Genomic DNA, 26,382 nt, shown 5'->3' on the forward strand with positions numbered 1-26,382 from the left:
ATTTTTTATGACGTCTATTTATGTTTAGATATTGTTTAGTCATATTTATTACTATAGTAATGTTGTTAATCTATGAAATAAATGATAGAAAGTAATAATAAGAAAAAACTAGATGGAGTGATTCTAATGAATGATATAAAATTCACCCATGACATCATGCAAGAACATGAAGTAGAGCGCTACTTTAAAATATGGCGAGAAAGTGTTATTAGATCACGCCTTACTATAACAGCAGTCTTTTTAAAAACAGCTAATGCTACACAACTGAATGAAAATGTGAATGATCAAGTTACCTCGTTTTTACAATCAAAAATACGCAAGACAGACTTGCTTTTTCAATTATCCGACGGGGATCATTGGGGCATCTTCTTTTTACAAAGTAGTGATGTAGAAGCTAGGGCGTTTTTAAAACGAATATTTGCCATCTTAAAAGCAGAACGAAAGTTCCAACAGATTGCATTAAAGGCCTCTATAACAGAAATAAGAAATAATAACGTTATTTTTGAAGAGCTGTTAAATAAAAATAAACAGATGTTATCAGGGGATGAGCAATTTACTTGGAGTATAGCAGAGGTAAAGGATTACTGTGAGCAACCAACTGAATTTGTGAAAGTTAGTATTATTGAGCAAAACGCAATTTTTAGACAAGTATTAGAGTCAACGCTTAACCAAATAAATATCCCTTATTTTTCTTTAGATGTAAAGGTTTATGAGGATGGCTATAGCTTTTTACAATCGGATGATTATAAATCAGGGCATATGCATCTAATTCTTATGAATGATATTTTACCGCTAAAAAATGGCTTAGAAATATTGCATATCTTACGACATATGCCAAATGAAAAGAAATTTATTATTTATATGATGTCAGAACGCAATTCTGAAGGGGCAGCGCTTAATGCTTATGAGGGCGGTGTTGATGAATATATTGTCAAACCATTTAATTTACGTTTGCTAGAAGCCAAAATTAAAAGAACGTTTGCGAGGTTTTGGCAATGATCAAGCTGACTGTTTCGACGCTTTTGGCAATAATTTTCTTCTTATTAGTTGTGCTCTTTATCTTTTTAATGTATTTACTTGTTCAGCGACAGCGTGAAAGCTATTTTGAAAAAGTTCGTGACCGTTATTTACAAAATTATTCTCAATTTTGGTATGATTACTTATTCAATAACGCATTATTTAGTATCGTATTGGTACCTAGAGGAAGCGCCCAAGTAGAAGCTATTGAAAAAATTTTTTCATCCTATTTAAAGAATATAAGGAATGAACAGGTGGAACTAAAAATTAAACAATTCTCCAATCAATATTTAAAAGCATTCTACGAAAAAGATTTATCCAGTAAACGATGGAGTATTCGAATGAATGCCCTCTATCGAATTGCAGACTTACAAATAGATGAATTGCTAACGAAGTGCCAAGAATTCGAAAAAAATAACATTACAGATGAAGAACATTTCCAGTTATTGAAAATATACTCGCTTTTCCAACCAGATTTATTTATGGAGAAAATAAAAAATTCCAATGTAAATTACGCTGAAAGTGAATATAGAAGACTATTTATATTATTAGATGATAATGTATTTATTCGATTTTTCCATGATTTTAATAGTTTGTCGGCCAAAATGCAATTTGCTGTTATTGATACTGCTGCTGTAAAAAGAAATATGGAGTATTTGGATGAATTAAAAAAATTATTACACCATGATACACCGGAAATTAACATCAGAGCATTAAAAGGGCTATATGAAATAGGAATTATTGATGAGATGGATCCCTTTGTCCCTTTTGTGACCTCAGAAATGTGGGAAGCCAGGTTAATGGTTGCAAAAATTTTTAAACATGTACCGCTTACTTACACTTATAGTTATTTAGAGCAGCTTCTTCAAGATGAGAATTGGTGGGTACGTTCCCAAGCGGCAAAAACGATTGTAGAAGATCGACATGGTATTGCCAAATTACAGCAATTCATTGAATCCTCAAATGATCAATATGCAATTGAAATGGCCCAAGAAATTGCAGCGAGAAAAGAGGGGAAGTAAATGAAAATAATTGATTCTTGCATGATGTTTTTTGGGGGCATTATTTTATTTTATATGCTGTTCGTTATTGTTTCATATTGTACAATGTTCATCATTGCTATGCTGGATTTAAGAAAACGCTATCGTCTCGATCTATCAGAGTATGATGATGCACATATCGATGCCTTTTATTCAAAACCGGTATCGTTACTTGTTCCTGCTTACAATGAAGAAGTAGGAGTTGTAGATACAGTATATTCATTATTGAATTTACGTTATCCTCAAACTGAAATTATCATTATTAACGATGGATCTACAGATCAAACCCTTCAAACGGTCATCGAACATTTTCAAATGAAGCCAATCAATAAAATTGTTCGAACTAACATCCCTACAAAAGACATTAAACAAATATATGAATCTGAAATCTATAAAAATTGTATTTTAGTAGATAAAGAAAATGGTGGTAAGGCTGATGCGCTAAATGTGGGTATTAATGTATCTCAATATCCGTATTTTTGCTCCATTGATGGGGACTCCATTTTAGATGAAAAATCCTTGCTGCGGGTGATGAAGCCTATCATTTTATCTGATGGTGAGGTCATTGCAGCAGGTGGTAATATACGTATTGCAAATGGCGCGAAGATGCAGTTTGGCTCTATTTATGAAACTCAATTACCTAGTAATTACCTAGTAATCATGCAAGTAATCGAATATTTGCGGGCATTTTTAATGGGGAGAATAGCGTTAAGTAAATTCAATTTAGTCCTTATTATTTCAGGAGCATTTAGTGTTTTCTCTAAAAAATGGGCTGTTGAAGCAGGTGGATATTCAACCAATATTATTGGGGAAGATATGGAACTGGTGGTGAATATCCATCGACTTATAAAAGAAAAAAAAGAAAATAAGCGTATTGAATTTGTACCTGACCCAGTTTGCTGGACGGAAGCACCTCAAACATTAGGAGTACTACGCAATCAACGAAGAAGGTGGCATCAAGGGTTATTTGAAAGTCTATGGAAGCATAAAAAAATGACCTTGAATCCTAGATATGGAATGATTGGATTTCTTTCGTTCCCGTATTTTTGGCTAGTGGAATGTCTAGGGCCTCTTGTCGAGTTAGGAGGATATATTTATATTGTCATAGCCTTTTTCTTAGGGAAAATTTATTATGAGGTTGCACTCATGCTGCTACTACTATTCGTTATTTATGGTGTTATTTTTTCAATAGCGGCAATATTGTTTGAATCGTGGAGTATGAATACGTATCCGAAAAAAAGAGAGTTGTTACGCATGATTCTTTTAGCGTTTACAGAAATTTTTTGGTATCGCCCACTAACATTATTCTGGCGCTGTGAGGGATTACTTCGTTTTGTCTTAAGAAAAAGTGACTGGGGTAATATGAAACGTGTCGGCATTGCTGAAAAGGAGAAAAGTGTATGAAACGAATCTATATAGGGGTTATGGTCGTTCTAGTCCTCATGATAATCCCTATTACATGGTGGTACTTAGAAGATGAAAAACAGCTTAATGTGGCCATTATAGATAAAACCGTTCCGAATGAGTCTTACCGAGAGCACTTAGGGTTGAATTGGTTTTTAAACCATTATAAATATAGATTAAATAATGAACCTTATGACGTAGAACGCGATTATTATGGTACGGTCCCAAATGATGAAACTAAAAGTGTTGTAGAAAAGAATTTGCCAAATGATTATAGTGACTATGATGTCATTTATTTGGCAGATACGTACGGAGTTTATAAAGATGATTTACAACAAACAAAACGTTTAGGTGAACGTTCAGAAAAAATTGTTGGGGGACTTGAACAAAAAGAATGGCAGGCAATCGTCGAACGCTTAGCCAGCAAAAAAAAGAGTATGTTAATAGCTGAGTATAACACGTTTGCTTCACCAACATCAGGGGAAGTTCGTAAAGAATTACAGGATTATTTAGGAATCACATGGTCTGGCTGGATCGGGCGTTATTTCGATGAGCTTGATTATCATAAAAATTTAGAAATACCACAATGGGTGATCGATGAACATGGCGATAATTGGTCATATAAAGGTGGAGGCTTTTTACTATTTAACGAAATAACTGAGGAGCTTCTTGTTCTAGAAATGAACAAGCATGTTAAATCTGAAGGTATTCAAGTGCAGTTTACTGAAAATGGGAAAAAATTCTTTCATTCATCTGCAAGGGCGCAATACGATTATTGGTTTGATATTATTACACCTAAATATGCTGAAGATGCTCTTGCAAATTATAAATGGGATTTAACAAAAAAAGGAACAGAGCTGTTAAAGGATAATGGCATTCCAGAACAATTTGCAGCAATTGTAGGCCAAGATAAAAGCTACACATCTAGTTATTATTTTGCGGGAGATTTTAATGATATCGCACGGGTACCGAATATTTATAAAATAACAGGGTTACCTACAATCTATAAATATGCTGAGAAGTATGCGGACAGTTCGTTTTATTGGTCCATTTACATCCCAGTAATGCATAAAATATTTGATTCATTTGAGCACAAAGAGGTTCAGGACACTGTAAATCATGAGAAATTAAACTATAATGCAAGGATTCAGGGACAATCTTTTGAGGTGCTAAGAGATGGCAAATGGAAACCAATCGTATTTAAGGGTGTCAATATCGGAATGGGGAAACCTGGCGCCTTTCCTGGAGAAGCAGCAATTACTGAAGAGGAATATTATCGATGGTTTAAACAAATAGCAGACATGAATGCTAATACGATACGAGTCTATACATTACATCCACCAGGCTTTTATAGAGCACTTGCTAAATATAATGAAGAACATCCAAAAAAACCATTATATGTTTTACATGGAGTTTGGATTAATGAAGAGGGCTTAGCAGGTTCATTGGATGCCTATGACAAAGATACATTAGAAGATTTCCAATTAGAAATGAAACAAATGGTAGATGTCATTCATGGAAATATCTATGTGAAGCCTCGCCCAGGACATGCATCTGGCTTGTATGATGTAGACGTATCAAAATATGTTGTAGGATGGGTACTAGGAATTGAATGGTATCCACACATGGTTGTGGGAACGAATGAAAAACATGCAAATATTGGTCAATACAACGGTACTTTTTTTGAAACAAAGGGTGCATCTCCGTTTGAGCATTGGCTAGCAGAACAAATGGATGTGGTGTCAGTTTATGAAAAGGAAAAATATAACTGGCTACGTCCAATGAGTTTCACGAACTGGGTCACAACTGACATTCTTGAACATCCGTCAGAGCCATCTGAGGAGGAAGATTTAGTAGGGGTCAATCCAAATGTTATTCATACAAAAGGAGAGATGACTGCACCGGGACAATTTGCTTCCTATCATGTGTATCCTTACTACCCTGACTTCTTTAATTTCGATAAAGATTATTTAAATTATGTCGATTTCCGAGGGAACAAAAATAGCTATGCAGGTTATTTAAAAGAGCTCCATGAAGCTCATACTATGCCTGTTCTTATTGCGGAATTTGGTATCCCAGCATCACGTGGTAAAACACATGATAATGTATATGGTTGGAATCAGGGGCAAATGTCAGAGCAAGCTCAGGGAGAAACACTTCAACATTTATTTGAGGATATTATGCATGAAGGGCTCATGGGAGGACTTGTTTTTACATGGCAAGATGAGTGGTTTAAACGAACGTGGAATACGATGGATTATGATGATCCGAATCGTCGACCATTTTGGTCCAATGCTCAAACAAATGAGCAACAGTTTGGATTATTAAGCTTTGATAGACTTAAGGTAAAAGTAGATGGAGAGACAACGGAATGGACGGGTAAACAGCTATATGATACTGCACCAAACAACCCAACAGATTTTGCAGTAGACTATGATGAGCGCTATTTGTACATTAAATTAAAAAGTGAGGAGTTAGCCAATACCTCCCCTCGCATTTTATTAGATGTTGTACCAGGTCAAGGAAATATGTCTGCTACATCTATAAAAAATATGACGTTTTCCAATGGTGTTGATTTTATAGTTGAGCTCAATAAAAATGGTCAATCTAGGGTTGTTATTGATGAATACTACGATTTCTATGATTATTTCTATGGCCACCGTTTAAATTTAGTTGCTCCCCGAATGGCAAATGCCTTGAAAAATAGTGGAAAGTTCGCCCCTATTTACTATGTGTTAAATAAACAACTATTTTTACCTGAGCAAAATAGAACGACTGATTTTAGTATCTACGAAACAGGAAAATTACTTCAAGGAAATGCTAATCCAGAAGCAAAAGATTATGATTCTTTAGTTGATTATACTTGGACCGATGACAATGTTATCGAACTTCGCATCCCTTGGTTATTGATTCAAGCTAAAGATCCGAGTCAGCGTGAGTTTATAGGTAACCTGTATAAAGATGGCGATAAAGCGGCCGTTAAAGTAGACAATATTTATATTGGTGCTTTATTTGTAGATAAAGAGAACAACGTTGTTCAATCTATGCCAGCAGCTTCTAATGGTGTTTTACCACCACTCTCTACTTATACATGGGAAACATGGCAAGTACCAAAATATGAAGAGCGCTTAAAACAATCCTATTATATTTTACAAAAATTATTTAAAGCATATTAAAGGAGCTAAGGGTAGATTGTTCTGCCCTTAGTTCTTTTTTATTTACCAATCCCCTTAAGTGTCGGTGGTCAACCGGGGCTTAAGGGGATTTTTAGAATTGTAGAAAGAAAAATTTTTCTAAACAAAAAAATTTACAGTTAATGGTTAATATAAAAACGTCGTAAATAGACATTTTTATAATGAAAATTTGATTTATTTTTTAGAGGAATAGGTTTTTATTACCTTGTATGTAATTGTTTAGAAATTGTTTAGCTTCAATTAGTACTATATAAACGTTAATAAACTTATTTTGAGTGATGTGTAATCCTACTGATCTATTTCGACTAAAGAGTCCTGTGTAAGTTTGAATGTTGAAGGGGGTTTTTACAAAAGATGACGAGAATTGAACCATTGCTTTATGGAATGCGTTCCTCAATTAAATAAAGAAAAAACAATGAAAATACAGATTAAATAAAGGAGTAATTTTAATGACGAGCGAAACGAAATCACTAAGTACAGCTTTATTAAAAAAAATCCAAACAAAAAAAGCAACAATTGGAGTGATTGGACTTGGCTATGTAGGTTTACCGTTTGCTGTGGAAATGGCTCAAAATGGATTTAAGGTAGTTGGTTTTGATAAGAATCAAGGAAAAATCAGACAATTGCAAAATGGTGAAAGTTATATTGCTGATTTACCGAGAGAAAATATAGAGCAAATGATCGAAAGTAAACATTTTGAAGCAACTAAGGATTTTTCTATGCTTTCACAAGCAGACGTTGTGATTATTTGTGTACCTACACCTACTACTCCTGATGGAACACCTAATATTTCATATATCGAAGAAGCAACGCATGCCATCGGACAAAATATTAAAGCCAATGCGCTAGTTATTCTTGAAAGTACGACTTACCCTGGGACAACAGAAGAAATGGTCCAGCCTATTTTACAAAAATATGGTTTTACTATTGGTCATAATTTGTTTTTAGCGTATTCACCAGAACGTGTTGATCCAGGAAATAGCAACTTTTCCGTGTCGAATACACCAAAAGTTATTGGGGGAATAACAGCCACATGCCTAGAATTATCAAAGATTTTTTATGAAACAGTTCTTCATACCCATGTGTGTACTGTGACAAGCCCTAGAGTGGCTGAAATGGAGAAATTACTGGAAAATACTTTTCGCCAAATTAACATAGCCCTTGTAAACGAGTTAAGTCAGATTTGCTATAAGATGAACATTGATATTTGGGAAGTTATTGATGCAGCTTCTACAAAGCCTTATGGTTTTATGCCATTTACACCAGGGCCAGGAGTGGGGGGGCATTGTATTCCAGTAGATCCTAAATATCTACTATGGGCTGGGCAACAACATGGTATCTCTGCAACGTTAATTGAAGCAGCTGATAAAATCAATGACTCAATGCCCAACTTTGTAGTAGAGAGATTAAGTAATTACTTACGTATTCAAAATAAAGAGCTGTATAGAGCCAATATTGTTGTCATTGGTGTCACTTATAAACCTAATATAAACGATTCACGTGAATCACCAGCACTTCATGTTATTCAGCAACTACTAGATAAACAATGCCAATTAACGATCATTGATCCTTATATACAAACATTTTCTATCGAACAATCCCATTTCAATACGGTTGCATTAACAGCACCAATAATCCAACAAGCAGATGCAGTATTAATTTTAACGAATCATTCAACTATTGATTACTCTTTAATTGATCAACAAGCTTCTTTAATTTTTGATACACGTAATACCCATTTTTTGTTCGAAAATAAAAATTATTACAAACTATAAGGGGGAATTCATAGGAAATGAAACTACTAAAACTATGTGGTCTGCTCATCATGCTGTTCTTAGCAGGCTGTCAGTCAGCGACACAAGAAACGATTCATCCAGTTGATTCTTCTATAGAGGTCAAAAAATCTGATGGTACTAAAAGTGAATTAATTAGTCATGCCAATATTGTGGTACCAAAAGTATCGTTAACATTTAATGGCTTAGCAGATAACGACACAATGAAATTGCTATTAACGAAACTAGATGAATCGAATATGAAGGCTACCTTTTTTCTAGAGGGAATGCGTGTTGCTCAAGAGCCAGAGCTTGTGAAAGATATCTTAAAAAGGGGACATGAGGTGCAAAACGGTACATTGACATTTCCAGATGTAACGTCTTTGGATTATGACCAAACGTATGAAGAAATCATGTTAACCAATCAAATTTTTGAAGAGCATTTAGGCTATACACCAAAATTTGTTCGTAGTCGTTCAGGCGATGTTACCGATAATATGCGCTTAGCAGCTAAGGCGCTTGATATGAAAGCCGTTATTGGATTATCTATTAACCCACTTGATAGAAAAATGCAAAGTGCTCAGGAGCTGATTAATTATATCAGTAAATATATTGATAGGGGCTCTATTATTCATCTCAACACATACATTAATCCTGCCATTATTGATGCTATACCATTATTAGCTCAATTAGCTAAAGAACGCGAGTATACCATTACTACTTTGAGTGATCTATTGGATAAACGTTATTTAACAAAGTCCGTGGAAGAAATTTCAGGATATGATGCTGTCAGTCCAAATGTAAATTATGAGCAAGCCAAGCCGAATTTATATTATCGAAAAGAGACAACAAAAAAGGAAATAGCTATTACTTTTGATGATTGGGCACATGAAAAACGAGTAAAAGAAGTGTTGGATGTTTTACGTAAATATAATATCAAAAGTACCTTTTTCCTAATAGGAAGTGGTGTGGAGAAGAATCCACAATTAGCGAAGATGATTGTAGAGGAAGGTCATGAGGTAGCGAGCCACTCCTATTACCATTTAGATGTTACAAAAATGACACCCGAAGAATTACAAGATGATTTAGTGAAGGCACATCAGGCATTAACCTATGCTTTACAAGAGCCCCCGCTTCTATATTTCCGACCAGCCCAAGGAATAATGGATGAGCGAACGGCCAAGATCATTACTGCTGCGGGAATTAAAACTATTGCTATGTATGATATCGCTTCTTTTGATTGGAATTTAGATTACTCAGCACAAGACATTTACGAACGGGTGATTTCTAGGGTTGGGCCCGGCAAGGTCATTGTCATGCATATCCTAGATGGAACAAATACGGTAGAAGCACTTCCACTCATTATTGAAAAACTTCTAGAAGATGGTTATAGCTTTAGCAAAATGTCTACTTGGATTGAAGAAGATTCAAATAGGGATGTGAATGAACAATGAAAACAAAAAAAGAGATCTTAACGATACCACGCTCTGACCGTCGGATTCTTTCAAATATTCCCGATCCCGAAAATGTAAGGAGCCTTGTGAATCGTCGTGGCGCCTCCTATCAGAAAGAGGAAATTGATCCGACAGATGTGAATGAAATCTATCGACTTCAACAATTAAGTTTACGCTACGAAACTCATTTTGAGGTTCATATTAAAAGGGCAAAACGCCAAGTGAACGCAGAAAAACTTTTTGCAGAGGATATTTCGGTAACGGGTATCCTCGTTTACTCTAATCAACCTCATGAATTTTTAATAAATGAAATTTTAACAATGAATTTCAACATACCGGGTGGTGCAATGCCTGAGGGCTATGAAGCCAAAGTGAAGTTAAAGGCTAAGGTTGTCCGTTATTTTACGAAAGAAGTGGATAGAGAACTACGTTATTATGCTGCCTGTGAATTTTTACAGCCTTTAAACGAATATATGACAAAAAAACGTTGGGGCATTTCTATTTTTATGGCTAGTTTATTTTTATTGGTCGTATCGATTATTGTCATGTTAATGAGAGCAGAAAGCGTGATTTACTTTAGGTTTAATAAATTTTTATATCTTTATAGTATTATTGCAGCAACATTTCTGTTAAGTAGATATTTATTTGGTATTTTCTATAAAAATGTACCGATCAATCCAAAGTTTGAACCAGGTGTCTCCATTATTATTCCAGTCTTTAATGAGGAAGAGTGGATTCATCGCACGATTTCTAGTTGTATCAATCAATATTACCCAGTAGATAAATTAGAAGTAATCGTTGTAGATGATTGTTCAACAGATCGTACAGAGGAAAAGGCATACGACATGATTAACCTTATTCATCAAGAGGGTGAACGATTTAAGACGAATGATCGATTAAAGTTTTATAAGCTTCCACAAAACGGTGGGAAACGGGAAGCGTTAGTTGCGGGTGTTCATCAAGCGAAGCATGATTTAGTTGTTTTTGTGGATTCCGATAGTTTTTTAGAGCCACATGCAATCCGTAATTTAGTGCAACCTTTTCAAGATCCCAAAATGGGCGGTGTGGCTGGCCGAACAGAGGTTGAAAATAAATTTACTAATGCGCTAACTAAATTACAGACGGTTCGTTATTATATTGCCTTCCGTATCATGAAAGCAGCTGAAGCATGGTTTGATACGGTTACTTGCTTATCAGGACCACTAGCCTGTTACCGGAAAGAGCTAATTTTAAAAAATGAAACAGCATGGCTTAATCAAAAATTTCTTGGTCAGCCAGCAACTTTTGGTGATGACCGTAGTATGACAAACTATATTTTAAAAACACATCGAACAGGCTATCAGGACAATGCCATTTGTTCAACAATTGTTCCATCTGACACAAAAGTTTTTCTATCCCAGCAAATGAGATGGAAACGTTCTTGGCTTCGAGAATCTTTGCGTGCATTTTTATTTATGTGGAAAAAAGAACCGTTTATGTTCCTTTTCTTCATTATTGGTTTAATTGTGCCGATTGCAGCACCAATTGTCGTTGTTTATAACTTAATTTATGTACCAGTCATGTATGGTATTTTTCCTACAACGTTTTTAATAGGTTTACTATTAATGGCCATGCTTATGAGTTTGGCTCATCTATTCTTTAGAAAAAGTAAACTATGGGGATTTGGTTTTATCTTTGTCCTCTATTATGAATTTATTTTGCTATGGCAGATGCCAGTTGCTTGGGTGACTTTTTGGAAATCTACATGGGGGACAAGGGAAACACCTCAGGATGTTCTAGCGAAGGAAAAGAAAATGGAAAAGCAAAAATTACGAAAATCCCGATTTTCGATGTTGAAAATTAGAAAAAAGGGTGAGAAGGAATGAACGGAAAAAGTGTAGAGCTTCAGCCAGCTAAAAAAAATCGTCGGAAAATCATCCGTTCGATCGCTCAATTAATTATAGTAGTATTGTTAGCTGTCATTTTAATTAAAGCTGTTTTTCTAACAGAGAAAAGGGGAGCTGAAACAGTTCCATTAAATAATAAAGAGGGTTTTATTGCTCTTTCCTATTTTGGTGTCAGTAGAAATGAATCACCTAAATATGTGTCTAAAAAGAATTTAGAAGAACAATTAACTTTGTTAGAAAAACAAGGGTATCAAACCATTACTCAAAAGGATATTTTAGACTTCTATCAGCATGATAAACCATTGCCAGAAAAAGCTTTGTATCTATCATTTGAAGATGGACGTACAGATTCTAGTATTTTTGCTCAAAATATTATGGAAAAATTAAATTATAAGGCAACGATGTTTACTTATGCCAATAAAATGGATACAACCGATAATAAATTTTTAAAGCCCAAAGATTTAAAACTGATGGAAAAAAGCGGTTATTGGGAAATGGGCTCCAATGGATATAGGTTAACCTATATTAATATTTTTAATGATAAAGGACAGTCCTTAGGCGTCATAGATGAAAATAACGTACCTAATAAAACAACAATAGAATACTATAATCATTATTTAATGGATTTTATTCGTAATCAATATATGATACCAAGTGAAACTCGACAAGAGATGGAGGCTCGTATTAAGAAGGACTACAATTTAATGCAGGATATCTATCATGAAGAGTTGGGGGAAGTCCCTAAAGCCTACGCAATTATGCATGCAAACTCACTTTATAACAATATGGATCCTCTCGTAGAAAGTGTGAATAACAAAGAAATTAAAGACAAGTTTCGTATGCATTTTAATCTAGAATTAGGAGCCTACAATGATAAAGAGGCAGATATTTATAATTTAAGCAGATTACAAGTATCACCATATTGGTCAACTAATCATGTGATGATGAAGATCAGACAGGCCAGTAGGCAAAACATACAATTTAAGATAGGAGATCAGGAAGTAGCACAACACTGGAAAGTGATAAATGGTGCGGCAGAATATGAAAATAATGAGATCACCTTAACTTCAGCACCATCAAGTGAAGGCAGAATTCTTTTAAAGGAGGAACTGCCAGATCAATATAATGTGAATTTTGCGTTTAAAGGGAATGTGGTTGGCCAACAAGCTTTCTATGTAAATTACGATGAAAAAACAAATAGTTATTTACGAATTGTACTAGTCGATAATGAGATTGTAATAAGTGAAAAATTACCAGGCGGGGGAATTGTTGAAAAAGAACGCTTTCCATTAAATGAAATTAAGTGGAATGAAGAAGAATACGCATTTAATAAAGCAACAGTTTACACTTACCATGATACGCAAAAAGGGTCACGTATAGATGAAGAAGAGTACCCAAGAAACTTAACGGAAAATAGAGTATTTAACATTGCTATAAATAAGGATAAAATAGAAATAGATGTAGATAATGTATTATCCGAGACCGTTCAAATAAATCCGAAATTACAAGGGGCACAGATTGGATTTGGTGCGTTGTACAGTAATAAGAACACTTCACACGAACAGTATGCAGATGATATTTACGATACATTAATTGAAGATATTTTGATTACAGATAAAAACAATCAAACTATTTTTACGAACCAATATACGAATTTCGAGAAGGTTAAGTATAAATCCACTGAGTTATTTAATCATGTCGTTGATTTCTTTATCGAGACCTTCTAAATCGGGGTGAAATTAGAGTCAAGTGAAGAACATTATGTTATTTATTTGTATTGCGCTACTATTTATTACAGCTTGTAGTAATAGTAAAGAACAGCCAGCTAAAGCAAAGGAAGAATTTAACGATAAGGAGAAGCTCCGATTATCTATTTGGTTACCAGAATGGCAAAATAAATCCGCCATGAAAGATGTAGAAAATTCTCAGCTTGGATTACAAGATATACGTGTTTTTGGCGCATATTTTAATAGCAATGATGAACTATTGTTAACAGAAAATGCCGTAGATATGTTGCAAAAGACCAAGCAGCAATTTAATGATTCCCATCATGTGATCCTAACACTCATCAATGATTATGTAACAGAGAATGCTCCATCTGTTCAAAAGGATAGCACGCTTTTGCATAGATTATTGCAGGATTCCTCAGCAAGGCAAAAGCATATTGGAAATATTTTGCGGGTTGTGGAACAATATCAAGTAAATGGCATTGAGATTGATTATGAAAAGGTGGCTAAAGATGACCTTCAAAACTATATCCTATTTTTAGAAGAGCTTTACCAAGAGCTTTCCAAAAAGGATGTTACATTGCATGTTGTACTCGAACCACGCTTTCCATTTGATGTGAAATTACCAGATGGACCTCACTATACAGTAATGGCCTATAATGTTCATGGTTACCACAGTGGGCCAGGTGCTAAAGCTACTTTTTCTTTTCTAGATGATTTAGTAAAAAAAATGAAGAAGTCTAATCAAGATTTAGCTATCGCCTTTGCCACTGGAGGTTTTGATTGGGTAGCTCAGGGCAAAACAGTCGCTTTAACAGAGCTTGAGGCCGAACAATTACTAGCCGATAGAAAAGCAGCTAAGCAGCGTGATCAAGCAAGTGGAGCCGTTTATTTTTCATATGTAGATGACAATAATGTCAGCCATGAAGTTTGGTATGCTGATCAAGAAACGCTAGAAAAATGGGTTACTTACGTTCAAAAGAAAAGCTATCATGACGTTGTATTATGGCGTGCAGGAGGCTTAGGAGAGAAAACAATAGAATGGATTGCTGAGCAATCAACAGAATAATAAAAAAATCGCCCAAAAGGCGATTTTTTTATTGGAATTGTGAAAGGCGAGAAAAAAAGTTTTTCACAAAGTCTAAGAAAATGATTTCTGATGGTGCAATTTCTCGATTTACGGGTGAAATAATACCAACAGTTCTAGGGATTGTAGGAGATTCAATAGGAACCTTAATGGTAAAGCGAGCTGCTGAATCATAAAGAGAACTTTCTGGTAATAGACTAACACCTATGCCAGCGGCGACTAAGCCCTTTAGTGCATCCAAATCTTCTCCCTCTGAAATGACATTTGGTAAAAAGCCTGCAGCTCGACAAGCATCCATCGCTACCTTATGCAAAATGTAACCATCTGGAAATAATACGAATAAATCATTTTTCAACTCTGCAAGCTGTATGCTTTCTCTTTTAGCTAATGGATGATTGGCTGGTAGGAGTGCGGCAATATTTTCAGTAAACAGAATGGTTGATTGAATGGATTCGTCCTTAGGGGGCAGGGGTCCCAAAAAGGCGAGGTTCAACTCCCGATTTTTGACTGCATCAATCAAAAATCGATAAGACCCTTGACGGAGCTGGAATTGTAAATCAGGATATTCGCGTTTAAAGGCTGAAATAACGGTTGGCAGAACATAGCTAGCTAAACTTGTTGGAAAGCCGATTTTAATTGAGCCCTTTGCAGGATCAAGATATTCTTCTACTTGCTTTGCTGCAAAATCGATGGCCTTTAATGCCGTAATGGTATGCTCAAGAAATGTCTTCCCTATTGGTGTTAATTTGACATTTCGTCCCACTCGTTCAAATAACGGAGTGCCTAACTCATCCTCAAGATTTGCGATTTGCCGACTAATGGCAGATTGGGCTACATGAAGATGCTCAGCAGCCTCTGATATATGCTCACGTTCAGCAACCTCTACAAAATAGCGTAATTGACGTAACTCCACTAACATTTCACCTCTATTAATCTAAAAATAAGATTGATTATACCTTAATTATATATTATTTAAGATGAAAAATGACTGTTTATGTCAAAATAAAAATTATAAGCTGTTAGATATTTGAGAGTTCGCTATTGTAAGATGAGGAGGAGGTGGGATTCATGATAAAAAAAAGTTTAAGTTGGTTATTTATTTTAGTAGCCATCACGATGCTAACTTATTTAATTTTTAACGATCAAGATACAAGCAATACTAAGTTACAGGCGGTAGATGGTCAATTAGATTTATCAGAAATAACAAAAGAGGAAGAGATTGTAGCATTGTCTGGAGAATGGCGTTTTATAGGCAATAAATTTCTTGAACCTGCTAATTTTCCTGATCATGCTCCAATTGAAAAGGTTCCTGGACCATGGCAGGCCGATGCAGAGTATGGTACTTATCAACTTAAAATTAAGCTACCACCTCATTTCAAAAAAATAGGTATTCGGGTACGAAATATTTGGTCATCTCATCGACTGTTTATAAATAATGAGATCGCTGCCTCCTATGGTAAACTAGCTACTGCTCGTGAAGCATCGAAACCAAGTAATCCTGTTTATGAAGTGTATTTTTCACCTTCTTCAGATTCGGTGATCCTAACAATACAAGTTGCAGATTTTCATAATGCAAGGCATGGCATTATATTTCCTATAGATATAGGAGATGCGGATGCTCTTGCAAAAGATGTCATTCAAGATGTGTACTTAGAAAAAACAACGATTATCATGTTATTAATATTTTCAATCTTTCATTTTAGTTTGTATTTATTAAGAATAAGAGACAAAGCGTTTTTTTATAGTGCAATGTATTTTTTTACGTTGGCAATTTTGGTATGTACAAGAGGCGAACGAACTCTTTATAGAGAGTTTCCTACTATAGAATTTGAATTTTATTTTCGTTTGCAAGATTTTATAACGTATATAAATGCAGTGATGCTATTCCTGTTCTTTGCCTATACGGTAACAGCTATGATGAAGCGTAGGACAGCTTTATTATTTGTGTCACCACTACTATTATATGGCGTTGGAACACTGCTTTTACCAGCAAGATCCTTATCAGAGCTACAATATATATTTTTTACCTATATAAATTTCCTAGCATTTTTTATAATAGGACGATTATTGTATTTGATCATGAAGAAAAGTGCTCATGTTCCGAAAAATGAACTGATAATATTAAGTGCAACAATTATATCTCTATTAATTTTTAGCATAAGTGGAACATTTGATCAGCTTTTTTTCTCTGGGCGAAATGTTTTTAATCGTATTGGTCTGCTATTCTTTGTAGTATGTATGAATATTTATTTGGCAATGCGACTAATTAATCGAACAAGAGACGCTGAATTATATAGCCAACGTCTGGAAAAGGCGACAATCGGTAAGGATTCCTTTTTAGAAGTGACAACAAATGAATTAGAACAACCTCTTTATCATGCATTAAATATTACAAAATCCTTATCAACTCAATCTATGACGGATAAGCAACAACTACTAGAACAACAATTAGAACGTTTATTATATCTAGTAAATGACTTAAAAGATTTCACTAGAATAAGGTTTCAGGATTTTAAAATAGATGTACACCCAGTTAATATTCAAATGATTATTCAGCATGTATTAATTATGCACGGAAAGAAAATAAAAAAAACGCATATTCGTTTATACAAGCACACCAATCCAAAATTATTAGTTCAAGCTGATGAGCAACGTCTAGGTCAAATCTTATACAGGGTACTTGAAACAGCTATTGCTCATGCTGGGAATGGGGATATGATTCTAACTGTTTTACATCTTGATACAGACGTAAGAATCTTGGTAGAAGGAGCTGGCCCTGAGCCTATACAGCAAAAAGCAGCAGATGAGACTGGACAGTCGATAGGGAAAGCCATCATTGAGCAGATGGGTGGTACATATTCGGTAGATTTATTACAAAATGGCATTCGATTTATCATCACCTTGCCATTCGGGGGCTATGAGCAAGTGCTAAAAGACAATGAGATGATTATCATTATGAATGATCAGCCACTGTTCAATGAAAATTTGCCAAGATTACTCATAGTTGAGGATGATGTCATTCATGCAGAGGTTTTACAATCGTTACTACAAAGCCACTACGCTATAGAGGTAGTGCATTGTCCTGAGGAGGCACTCAACGTTATTCAGCAGAAAAGACCTGATTTTTTATTGATAGATGAAGTGATGCCTGGAATGGGAGGCATTGCCCTAACCAAATATATACGTAAGTATTATAGCTATATAGATTTACCGATTATTATGTTAGTAGCCAATGAATATCCAACGAATATTTCACTTATCCTAGAATCAGGGGCCAATGATTATATCCGTAAGCCAGCTACAAAAGAAATGTTACTTACACGTTTATCGGCTATAGCATTAACGAAAGAGGCTATGGGCAAAGCGATACAGCATGAAATGGCTTTTCTACAGGCACAAATCAATCCTCATTTTTTATACAATGCACTCAGCAGTATTATTTCGTTTTGTTATACAGACGGAGAGCGAGCAGGGCATTTATTAACGATGCTTTCTACCTATTTACGTTATATATTAGAATCAGGTAAGGATGGGCAACGCGCAACGTTAGAGAAAGAGCTTGAAATTATACGTGCCTATGTAGAGATTGAACAAGCACGCTTTGGTGATAAGTTAACGGTTATTTTGACAATAGAAGATACATTAGATGCTGAAAAGATAGAAATCCCAAGTTTACTGATACAGCCTTTAGTTGAAAATGCAATTCGTCATGGGATTTTTGAAAAGGATGGAAATGGGACAGTCTTTATTGAAATTAAAAGGCAGCAAAATAATTTAAGCATTCAGGTGAGGGATGATGGCGTTGGTATGACTGAGGAACAGGTAAAAGCTTTAAACAATGGAGAAAATATATTTTCAAATGGCATCGGATTTACCAATGTTCTACGTCGAGTAAAAGAAATGCCGAGTGCTACTCTTTCTATTACTTCTAAGAAAGATGAAGGTACAACAATGGTATTCATACAACCTTTAAAGGAGCTTCAACATGTGGAAAATTATTATGGTAGAGGATGAACAGCCAATTTTAGATTTGCACAAACTATTACTTGAAAAAGAGGGGCTTTTTCAAGTTATTGCCACCTTTACATCACCTTTAGAAGCAATAACTCAAATTTTGTCCATTAAGGGTGAATATGATGCGCTAATTTTAGATATTGAAATGCCAAAGATGAATGGATTAGAGCTTGCAGCTATTTTAGTAGAAGAAGGCATTGATGTCCCTATTATTTTTTCAACAGCCTATGCAAAATATGCTGTAGATGCATTTCGAGTCCAAGCACTAGACTATGTATTAAAGCCCATGACACCAAGTATTGTACTACAAGTAAATGAAAGACTTACAAAATATTATGGGCGTCAAACACAGCGAAACACTACAAAGTTGGAAGTTAGTTTAAAAGGTGAGGTTGGAACAAGGATACATGACAAAGCTATTAAATGGCGAACAAAGGTTACGGAGGAGCTTTTTTATTATTTATTAGTCCATGAAGGAATCGTAGTATCGAAGTATCGTATTTTAGATGATATTTGGCCTAATATAGATGAGAAAAAAGCGTTAGCTAATCTTTATAATACGATTTACCGTCTACGTCAGCTTTTTATAGAGCTAGGTTTACCTATTCAAATAGAACGCGTGAATGAAGGCTATGAGCTGAAGACAAATGATGCAATTGTTATCACTTCTACCTTAGAGTCAGATGCTTTTTTACTGGAATCAAAAGGATATTTATGGGCATATCATCTAAATTAATGGAGAAATGGCAGAAATGTTGGATACAATCTACGTTTCTGTCTTTTCATTTGCCTAAAATTACTTTCTTTTGAGGAGACAATCCATTAATTTTTATAGCAAAATTTCTTTCTTCCAATATGAACTTAAATTGATTCCATTTTAATGAAATAGGTTATAGTATAGATATGTTGTTTATGCTAATTTGTCACAAAACCGCTACAATTAGCACTTTTCTCGAGGTTTTCACTATGTAGCTAGATGAAATCAATTCTCAATTAGGGAGATTTTATTGAAAATGAAGAAAGTCTATTCTCATTGTTTAGGTGAAGTAGCAATAATCTGAAAATGCTTACAAAGTCTTTATTTTTAAAGATTCTATTTAAGGAATGGGAAAGTAATTGAAATGGTTTGCATAGAGAACGATTTTCAGTTAAGATTAGAATGATGATAATTAAGGAATGGTTGACCCATTCACTGAACACTATGGAGGTATTTTCATGTCAACTTTAGTTATTAAAGATCTTCACGTTGCTATCGACGGAAAAGAGATTTTAAAAGGCGTAAATCTTACAATTAATACAAACGAAATTCACGCAATTATGGGACCAAACGGAACTGGTAAATCAACACTAGCTTCTGCTATTATGGGTCATCCAAAATATGAAGTAACTTCAGGTACTGTTGAGTTAGATGGCGAAGATGTGCTTGAAATGGAAGTAGACGAGCGTGCTCAAGCTGGTTTATTCCTAGCAATGCAATATCCATCTGAAATTGCTGGTGTTACAAATGCTGATTTCTTACGTTCAGCAATTAACGCGCGTCGTGAAGAAGGCGATGAAATTTCATTAATGAAATTTATCCGCGAATTAGATAAAAACATGGAATTCCTTGAAATGAACGAAGATATGGCTCAACGTTATTTAAATGAAGGTTTCTCTGGCGGGGAGAAAAAACGTAATGAGATTCTTCAATTAATGATGATCAAACCAACATTTGCAATCTTAGATGAAATTGACTCTGGTCTTGATATCGATGCATTGAAAGTTGTCTCAAAAGGCATCAACGCAATGCGCGGTGAAGGCTTTGGCTGCTTAATGATTACACACTATCAACGCCTATTAAACTACATTACACCAGACCATGTACACGTAATGATGCAAGGACGTGTTGTAAAATCAGGTGGTGCAGAGCTTGCACAACGCTTAGAAGCAGAAGGTTATGACTGGATTAAAAAAGAATTAGGAATCGAAGAAGAAACAGAAGAACAAGAAGCATAAGAAGGAGGACGAACTAGCATGACAGTGGAACTTAACTTGCCTGTAACAGTACAGGACGTGCGCTCGTTCTCAGAAGCAAATGGTGAACCTACTTGGTTTACAGAACTTCGCGCGGCAGCACTAGACAAAGTAGCTGGTTTAGATTTGCCAAAACCAGATAGAACGAATATTACAAAATGGGATTTCATGAACTTCCCAGTGTTGGCAGTTCATAGTGAGGCATTCCCTTCATTGGATGCTCTACCTGAAGAAGCAAAAGGTTTAATTGACCTTGAAGCACAAGAAAACCTATATATTCAACGTAATAATACACCAGCATATATTAAGGCATCACAAGAACTTGCTGATAAAGGTGTTATTTTTACTGATATTTTCACAGCAGTTCGTGAACATGGCGAACTTGTACAAAAATACTTTATGACAGAAGCTGTTAAAGTAGATGAGCATAAGTTAACAGCACTTCATACAGCACTTGTTAATGGTGGAGTGTTTGTATACGTACCAAAAAACGTGATCATTGAGCAACCACTTCAAGTTGTTTTCCTTAATGACAATGCGGAAGCTTCATTATATAACCATGTTTTAGTAGTAGCAGAAGCGAATTCAGCAGTAACATATGTGGAAACTTATGTTTCAACAGTTGAAGAGGCAAAAGGGCAAGCGAATATTATTGCGGAAGTCGTTGTTCAAGATAATGCACAGGTGACATATGGTGCAGTAGATGTCCTTGCAAAAGGATTTACGACATATGTTAATCGTCGTGCACGTTTAGCGCGTGACGCAAAAGTTGACTGGGCTCTTGGTCTAATGAATGATTCTGATACAATCTCTGAAAACATTACGCATTTGATTGGTGACGGTTCTCATGCAGATACAAAAACAGTCGTAGTTGGTCGTGGAGAACAAAAACTTAACTTCACTACTGAGGTTCGTCACTGGGGTAAAAACTCAAACGGGCATATCTTAAAGCATGGTGTAATGAAAGATGCAGCTCAGTCAATCTTTAACGGTATTGGCTATATCGAGCATGGTGCGACAAAAGCCGATGCACAACAAGAATCACGTGTATTAATGCTGTCAGAAAAAGCTCGTGGGGATGCAAACCCAATTTTATTAATTGACGAAGATGATGTAACAGCAGGACACGCAGCATCTGTTGGTCGAGTAGATCCATTACAGCTTTATTATTTAATGAGCCGTGGTATCTCGAAAGCAGAAGCAGAGCGCCTTGTTATCCATGGATTCCTTGCGCCAGTTGTTACGCAATTACCAATTGAAGGCGTTCAAAAGCAACTGACGGAGGTTATTGAAAGGAAAGTTCGCTAATGATGAATAAAGACATTAAAAGCTATTTCCCAATTTTAAATCAGGATGTAAATGGTCATAGACTTGTATATCTTGATAGTGCAGCGACGTCTCAGAAGCCTGTTCAAGTGATTGAAGCGATTAAAGCTTATTATGAATTTGATAATTCCAATGTTCACCGTGGCGTGCATACACTAGGAAACCGTGCAACAGATAAATATGAAGGTGCTCGTGAAAAGGTTCGTAAGTTTATTAATGCGCAATCAACACAGGAAATTATTTTTACGCGTGGTACAACAACCGCTTTAAATACAGTTGCGACAAGTTATGGTCGTGCAAATGTTGTTGAGGGTGATGAAATTGTCATTACTCATATGGAGCATCATTCCAATATTATTCCTTGGCAACAATTAGCCAAAGAAAAAAATGCAACTTTAAAATACATTGAGCTTGAAGCAGACGGCACTCTTAGCCTAGAGAAAGTACGTGCGACAGTCACACCTAAAACAAAAATTGTTTCGGTGTCTATGGCATCAAACGTACTTGGAACAATAAATCCAATTAAAGAAATTGCTCAAATTGCACATGCTAATGGTGCTGTCATGGTAGCCGATGGTGCACAAGCTGCGCCACATATGAAAATTGATGTGCAAGATTTGGATGTAGATTTCTTAGGTTTCTCAGGGCATAAAATGTGCGGACCAACTGGAATAGGTGTACTATATGGTAAAAAGGAACACCTTGAAAAGATGGAGCCAATTGAGTTTGGTGGCGAAATGATTGATTTTGTTGGGCTTTATGAGTCAACGTGGAAGGAATTACCGTGGAAATTTGAAGGTGGAACGCCTATTATTGCAGGTGCAATAGGTTTAGGAGCCGCTATTGATTTCTTAACTGATATCGGGTTAGATAACATTCTAGAGCATGAGCATAAGCTTGCAGGCTACGCAATGGATCAACTTGAAACAATTGACGGTTTGAAAATTTTTGGCCCACGTGACCCTATGAAGCGTTGTGGATTAGTAACATTTAATCTAGATGATGTACATCCACATGATGTGGCAACGGTGCTTGACATGAATGGTATTGCTGTTCGTGCAGGACATCATTGTGCACAGCCACTAATGAAATGTCTTCAGCAAGTAGCGACAGCACGAGCAAGCTTCTATCTGTACAATACAGAGGAGGATATTGACCGTTTAGTTGCAGGGTTACGTTCTGCGAAGGAGTATTTTGGCGATGTCTTTTAATAATTTAGATCAACTATATCGTTCAGTCATTATGGATCACTATAAGAATCCTCGTAATAAAGGATCTTTAGATGAGAATGCTGTAACGATCGATATGAATAATCCGACTTGTGGCGACCGTATTCACTTAACATTGAAAGTGACAGACGGTGTTGTAGAGGATGCAAAATTTGATGGTGAAGGCTGTTCTATTTCTATGTCCTCTGCATCAATGATGACACAGCTCATCAAAGGAAAAAAAGTAGAGGAAGCTATTGAGCTTTCTGATATTTTTTCTAAAATGATGATGGGTGAGGAGTACAGCGATAAATATGACCTTGAGGATGTTGAGGCACTGCAAGGTGTTTCACAATTCCCTGCACGAATTAAGTGTGCAACATTGGCTTGGAAAGCAATGGAAAAAGGTGTGAAATAAATCTTACTTCCTTGTTCTTGAGTGAAAGCTACTATGCCTTCACTCAAAGCAAGGGATGATTACCTAGAAAAATACATCTCAATGAACGGAGGAGAAACGATGGCTAAAAAAATGCCTGATATCGGCGATTACAAATACGGTTTCCATGACAAGGACGTATCAATTTTCCGTTCAAAACGCGGTTTAACTGAAGAAATCGTCCGTGAAATTTCAAATATGAAACAAGAGCCAGAATGGATGCTAGAATACCGTTTAAAAGCTCTTGAAACTTTTTATACAAAACCGATGCCACAATGGGGTGGCGATCTTGGAGATTTAGATTTTGATGAAATTACGTACTATGTAAAACCATCAGAAGCTACTCAAAAATCATGGGATGAAGTACCTGATGAAATCAAAGCAACTTTTGATAAATTAGGTATCCCAGAAGCAGAGCAAAAATATCTTGCAGGTGTATCTGCACAATATGAGTCTGAGGTAGTTTATCACAACATGAAAAAAGACCTTGAAGATCTTGGTATTGTGTTCAAAGATACTGACTCTGCTCTACGTGAAAACGAAGATATTTTCAAACAATATTGGGGCAAAGTGATTCCTTACACAGACAATAAATTTGCTGCTTTAAACTCAGCGGTATGGTCAGGTGGATCATTTATTTATGTGCCACCAGGTGTTAAAGTAGAAACACCGTTACAAGCTTACTTCCGTATTAACTCAGAAAATATGGGTCAATTCGAACGTACACTTATTATTGTAGATGAAGGCGCTCACGTACACTATGTTGAAGGTTGTACAGCTCCTGTTTACACAACAAACTCTTTACACTCAGCAGTTGTAGAAATTGTTGTACGTAAAGATGCCTATTGCCGTTATACAACAATCCAAAACTGGGCGAACAATGTTTACAATCTTGTAACGAAACGTACAGTTGTAGAAGAAAACGGTACAATGGAATGGATTGATGGTAACATCGGTTCTAAATTAACAATGAAATACCCTGCATGTATCCTTAAAGGTGAAGGTGCTCGTGGTATGACATTATCGATTGCATTAGCAGGTAAAGGACAACATCAACATGCTGGCGCAAAAATGATCCATATGGCACCAAACACATCTTCAACAATCGTTTCTAAATCGATTGCTAAACAAGGTGGTAAGGTAACGTATATGGGACAAGTTCGTTTCGGTCCTAAAGCAAGTGGTGCTCGTGCTAACATCGAATGTGATACGCTGATTATGGATAATCAATCGACTTCCGATACAATTCCTTATAACGAGATTTTTAATGATAATGTATCTTTAGAGCACGAAGCAAAAGTTTCAAAAGTATCTGAAGAACAATTATTCTATTTAATGTCTCGCGGAATTTCCGAAGAAGAAGCAACAGAAATGATCGTAATGGGCTTCATCGAGCCATTCACAAAAGAACTACCAATGGAATACGCAGTAGAAATGAACCGTCTGATTAAATTCGAGATGGAAGGTTCTATCGGTTAATTTATTAGCCACCCCTAGTCACAACATAAATTGTGACTAGGGGTTTTTTGTGTTTTTACGTCGTGAAAGAAAGTGGATAATTATAATATATCGAAATAGTACTGGATTTATTTAAGATTACATAATAAAATGATAATGATAATCAATATCAATTGAAAAGGGGGATGGTAAATCTAGAAGATGTTCAGTACTTCAATAAGCAAGATGAGATAGTTAATCATCATAACAATCATCATTCAAAGGAGAATAGGTAAATGAAAAAGAAATTTTTATTTATTAGTTTCATAGCATTATTTATGCTCATTCTCGCCGCATGTGGAGAGAAGAAGGCAGTAGAAGAGGAATCTTCCACTGATACACCAAAAGAAGAAGAAGTGACACAAACAAAAGAAGAATCAACAAATGAAAATGGCACGAGAACGATTGAATATCTTGGTGAAAGCTATGAAGTGCCAGAAAAAGTGGAAAGAATTGTTGTAACAGGAGCTATGGAAGCAATGGAGGATATGGTGGTGCTGGATGTTCACCCAGTTGGAGCTATTGCTATTGGTGGCAAGTTCCCTGAGCTCTATGCTTCTGTAACAGACAAAGCAGAATCTATTGGTGAGAAGATTAAACCAAACTTTGAAAAAATATTAGAATTAAATCCAGATGTCATTTTAGGGTCCACAAAGTTCCCAGAAGAGGTACAAAGTAAATTAGAGAAAATTGCACCTACAATTTTAGTTTCACATATTTCGACGAACTGGGAATCTAATTTGAATTTACTAGCAGAACTAACTGGTAAGCAAGCAGATGCTGAGAAGATCTTATCTACATATAAAGCTGATATTGAAGCTGCTAAGTCCACGTTAACTGAAAAACTACAAGATCAAAAAGTAGCGGCTATTCGTATTCGTGGGGGACAAGCGTATGTTTATCCAAAAGAAGTATTTTTAAATGCAGTTCTTTATGGCGAGCTTGGTTTAGCAGTACCTAATGAAGTTGCTAAAGCTAAATCTCAAGAGGCCATTTCTGTAGAACAGCTTGCAGATATGAATCCTGATTATTTATTTGTGCAGTTTTCAACAGATGAAAATGCGGACGCGCCGAATGCTTTAGAAGACTTTAAAAAGAATCCAATCATCCAAAATATTACTGCATTTAAAAATGACCGAGTATTTGTTAATGTACTAGATCCACTAATGGAAGGTGGCCCTGCATATAGCCGAATTAAGTTTTTAGAGGCTATTCAGCAAAATCTTGTGAAATAAACGTCGCCTGTTATAGTAGCATGAGTTCAATGGAATATGGACTCATGCTTTTTCTTTGGCATAATTAAGTGA

At 35.7% G+C, this 26,382-nt stretch carries 18 protein-coding genes; 17 read left to right on the plus strand and 1 reads right to left on the minus strand.

Going from position 1 to position 26,382, the window contains the following annotated elements:
- The first annotated feature begins 126 nt into the window (after positions 1-126).
- The 9 genes from C7B89_RS00270 to C7B89_RS00310 all read left to right on the plus strand — a co-directional run bounded on the left by C7B89_RS00270 (position 127) and on the right by C7B89_RS00310 (position 14,563).
- Positions 127-999 (plus strand): response regulator, encoded by an 873-nt coding sequence (locus C7B89_RS00270; protein ID WP_115672956.1) that lies wholly within the window; start codon positions 127-129, stop codon positions 997-999.
- Entirely contained in the window at positions 996-2,039 is a 1,044-nt protein-coding gene (locus C7B89_RS00275) for a HEAT repeat domain-containing protein (protein ID WP_115672957.1), read from the plus strand. The genes C7B89_RS00270 and C7B89_RS00275 overlap by 4 nt, the downstream gene beginning before the upstream one ends.
- On the plus strand, positions 2,040-3,461 hold the full coding sequence (locus tag C7B89_RS00280; RefSeq protein WP_115672958.1) for a glycosyltransferase family 2 protein: 1,422 nt from the start codon (positions 2,040-2,042) through the stop codon (positions 3,459-3,461). It begins immediately after the preceding gene.
- The gene (locus C7B89_RS00285) at positions 3,458-6,637 is read left to right on the plus strand and encodes a hypothetical protein (protein WP_115672959.1); all 3,180 of its coding nucleotides are present in this window, start codon (positions 3,458-3,460) and stop codon (positions 6,635-6,637) included. The genes C7B89_RS00280 and C7B89_RS00285 overlap by 4 nt, the downstream gene beginning before the upstream one ends.
- A 467-nt stretch (positions 6,638-7,104) precedes the next feature.
- On the plus strand, positions 7,105-8,430 hold the full coding sequence (locus tag C7B89_RS00290; protein ID WP_115672960.1) for a nucleotide sugar dehydrogenase: 1,326 nt from the start codon (positions 7,105-7,107) through the stop codon (positions 8,428-8,430).
- Between the two features lie 17 nt (positions 8,431-8,447).
- Positions 8,448-9,881, plus strand: a complete 1,434-nt coding sequence (locus C7B89_RS00295; protein WP_231595700.1) for a polysaccharide deacetylase family protein — start codon at positions 8,448-8,450, stop codon at positions 9,879-9,881.
- Complete coding sequence (locus C7B89_RS00300) at positions 9,878-11,746, plus strand: glycosyltransferase family 2 protein (RefSeq protein ID WP_115672961.1); 1,869 nt, start codon at positions 9,878-9,880, stop codon at positions 11,744-11,746. The genes C7B89_RS00295 and C7B89_RS00300 overlap by 4 nt, the downstream gene beginning before the upstream one ends.
- Positions 11,743-13,494: a polysaccharide deacetylase family protein gene (locus tag C7B89_RS00305; RefSeq protein ID WP_115672962.1), complete on the plus strand. Its 1,752-nt coding sequence runs from the start codon at positions 11,743-11,745 to the stop codon at positions 13,492-13,494. Before C7B89_RS00300 ends, C7B89_RS00305 begins: the two co-directional genes overlap by 4 nt.
- Before the next feature lie 22 nt (positions 13,495-13,516).
- The gene (locus C7B89_RS00310) at positions 13,517-14,563 is read left to right on the plus strand and encodes a glycosyl hydrolase family 18 protein (protein WP_241489980.1); all 1,047 of its coding nucleotides are present in this window, start codon (positions 13,517-13,519) and stop codon (positions 14,561-14,563) included.
- Between the two features lie 28 nt (positions 14,564-14,591).
- Here C7B89_RS00310 and gltC read toward each other — a convergent pair whose 3' ends face one another.
- Positions 14,592-15,494, minus strand: coding sequence for a glutamate biosynthesis transcriptional regulator GltC (gltC, locus tag C7B89_RS00315; protein WP_048394390.1), 903 nt, complete (start codon positions 15,492-15,494; stop codon positions 14,592-14,594).
- A gap of 155 nt (positions 15,495-15,649) precedes the next feature.
- On the opposite strand from gltC, the gene C7B89_RS00320 reads away from it, so the two are divergent.
- From C7B89_RS00320 to C7B89_RS00355, 8 genes are all read left to right on the plus strand, one after another.
- The gene (locus tag C7B89_RS00320) at positions 15,650-18,595 is read left to right on the plus strand and encodes a histidine kinase (RefSeq protein ID WP_115672963.1); all 2,946 of its coding nucleotides are present in this window, start codon (positions 15,650-15,652) and stop codon (positions 18,593-18,595) included.
- Positions 18,567-19,331, plus strand: a complete 765-nt coding sequence (locus C7B89_RS00325; protein ID WP_115672964.1) for a response regulator — start codon at positions 18,567-18,569, stop codon at positions 19,329-19,331. Before C7B89_RS00320 ends, C7B89_RS00325 begins: the two co-directional genes overlap by 29 nt.
- A 479-nt stretch (positions 19,332-19,810) precedes the next feature.
- Positions 19,811-20,590: a Fe-S cluster assembly ATPase SufC gene (gene sufC / locus C7B89_RS00330; RefSeq protein WP_016994918.1), complete on the plus strand. Its 780-nt coding sequence runs from the start codon at positions 19,811-19,813 to the stop codon at positions 20,588-20,590.
- Positions 20,591-20,608: 18 nt separating this feature from the next.
- The gene (sufD, locus tag C7B89_RS00335; protein ID WP_048394394.1) at positions 20,609-21,916 is read left to right on the plus strand and encodes a Fe-S cluster assembly protein SufD; all 1,308 of its coding nucleotides are present in this window, start codon (positions 20,609-20,611) and stop codon (positions 21,914-21,916) included.
- On the plus strand, positions 21,916-23,145 hold the full coding sequence (locus C7B89_RS00340; protein ID WP_048394396.1) for a cysteine desulfurase: 1,230 nt from the start codon (positions 21,916-21,918) through the stop codon (positions 23,143-23,145). The genes sufD and C7B89_RS00340 overlap by 1 nt, the downstream gene beginning before the upstream one ends.
- Complete coding sequence (sufU, locus tag C7B89_RS00345; RefSeq protein WP_016993621.1) at positions 23,135-23,560, plus strand: Fe-S cluster assembly sulfur transfer protein SufU; 426 nt, start codon at positions 23,135-23,137, stop codon at positions 23,558-23,560. The genes C7B89_RS00340 and sufU overlap by 11 nt, the downstream gene beginning before the upstream one ends.
- 99 nt (positions 23,561-23,659) lie before the next feature.
- Positions 23,660-25,057, plus strand: a complete 1,398-nt coding sequence (gene sufB, locus C7B89_RS00350; protein ID WP_016993620.1) for a Fe-S cluster assembly protein SufB — start codon at positions 23,660-23,662, stop codon at positions 25,055-25,057.
- Between the two features lie 254 nt (positions 25,058-25,311).
- On the plus strand, positions 25,312-26,310 hold the full coding sequence (locus C7B89_RS00355; RefSeq protein WP_103118721.1) for an ABC transporter substrate-binding protein: 999 nt from the start codon (positions 25,312-25,314) through the stop codon (positions 26,308-26,310).
- Positions 26,311-26,382: the final 72 nt, after the last annotated feature.

Origin of the sequence: Lysinibacillus capsici (assembly GCF_003367505.1) — a bacterium.
In the GTDB taxonomy this organism is placed as follows: domain Bacteria; phylum Bacillota; class Bacilli; order Bacillales_A; family Planococcaceae; genus Lysinibacillus; species Lysinibacillus capsici.

Bases quoted from the DNA above. Each gene is read 5' to 3' on its own strand.
- C7B89_RS00270 (WP_115672956.1), top strand. From the start codon at position 127: ATGAATGATATAAAATTCACCCATGACATCATGCAAGAACATGAAGTA.
- C7B89_RS00275 (WP_115672957.1), top strand. From the start codon at position 996: ATGATCAAGCTGACTGTTTCGACGCTTTTGGCAATAATTTTCTTCTTA.
- C7B89_RS00280 (WP_115672958.1), top strand. From the start codon at position 2,040: ATGAAAATAATTGATTCTTGCATGATGTTTTTTGGGGGCATTATTTTA.
- C7B89_RS00285 (WP_115672959.1), top strand. From the start codon at position 3,458: ATGAAACGAATCTATATAGGGGTTATGGTCGTTCTAGTCCTCATGATA.
- C7B89_RS00290 (WP_115672960.1), top strand. From the start codon at position 7,105: ATGACGAGCGAAACGAAATCACTAAGTACAGCTTTATTAAAAAAAATC.
- C7B89_RS00295 (WP_231595700.1), top strand. From the start codon at position 8,448: ATGAAACTACTAAAACTATGTGGTCTGCTCATCATGCTGTTCTTAGCA.
- C7B89_RS00300 (WP_115672961.1), top strand. From the start codon at position 9,878: ATGAAAACAAAAAAAGAGATCTTAACGATACCACGCTCTGACCGTCGG.
- C7B89_RS00305 (WP_115672962.1), top strand. From the start codon at position 11,743: ATGAACGGAAAAAGTGTAGAGCTTCAGCCAGCTAAAAAAAATCGTCGG.
- C7B89_RS00320 (WP_115672963.1), top strand. From the start codon at position 15,650: ATGATAAAAAAAAGTTTAAGTTGGTTATTTATTTTAGTAGCCATCACG.
- C7B89_RS00325 (WP_115672964.1), top strand. From the start codon at position 18,567: ATGTGGAAAATTATTATGGTAGAGGATGAACAGCCAATTTTAGATTTG.
- sufC (WP_016994918.1), top strand. From the start codon at position 19,811: ATGTCAACTTTAGTTATTAAAGATCTTCACGTTGCTATCGACGGAAAA.
- sufD (WP_048394394.1), top strand. From the start codon at position 20,609: ATGACAGTGGAACTTAACTTGCCTGTAACAGTACAGGACGTGCGCTCG.
- C7B89_RS00340 (WP_048394396.1), top strand. From the start codon at position 21,916: ATGATGAATAAAGACATTAAAAGCTATTTCCCAATTTTAAATCAGGAT.
- sufU (WP_016993621.1), top strand. From the start codon at position 23,135: ATGTCTTTTAATAATTTAGATCAACTATATCGTTCAGTCATTATGGAT.
- sufB (WP_016993620.1), top strand. From the start codon at position 23,660: ATGGCTAAAAAAATGCCTGATATCGGCGATTACAAATACGGTTTCCAT.
- C7B89_RS00355 (WP_103118721.1), top strand. From the start codon at position 25,312: ATGAAAAAGAAATTTTTATTTATTAGTTTCATAGCATTATTTATGCTC.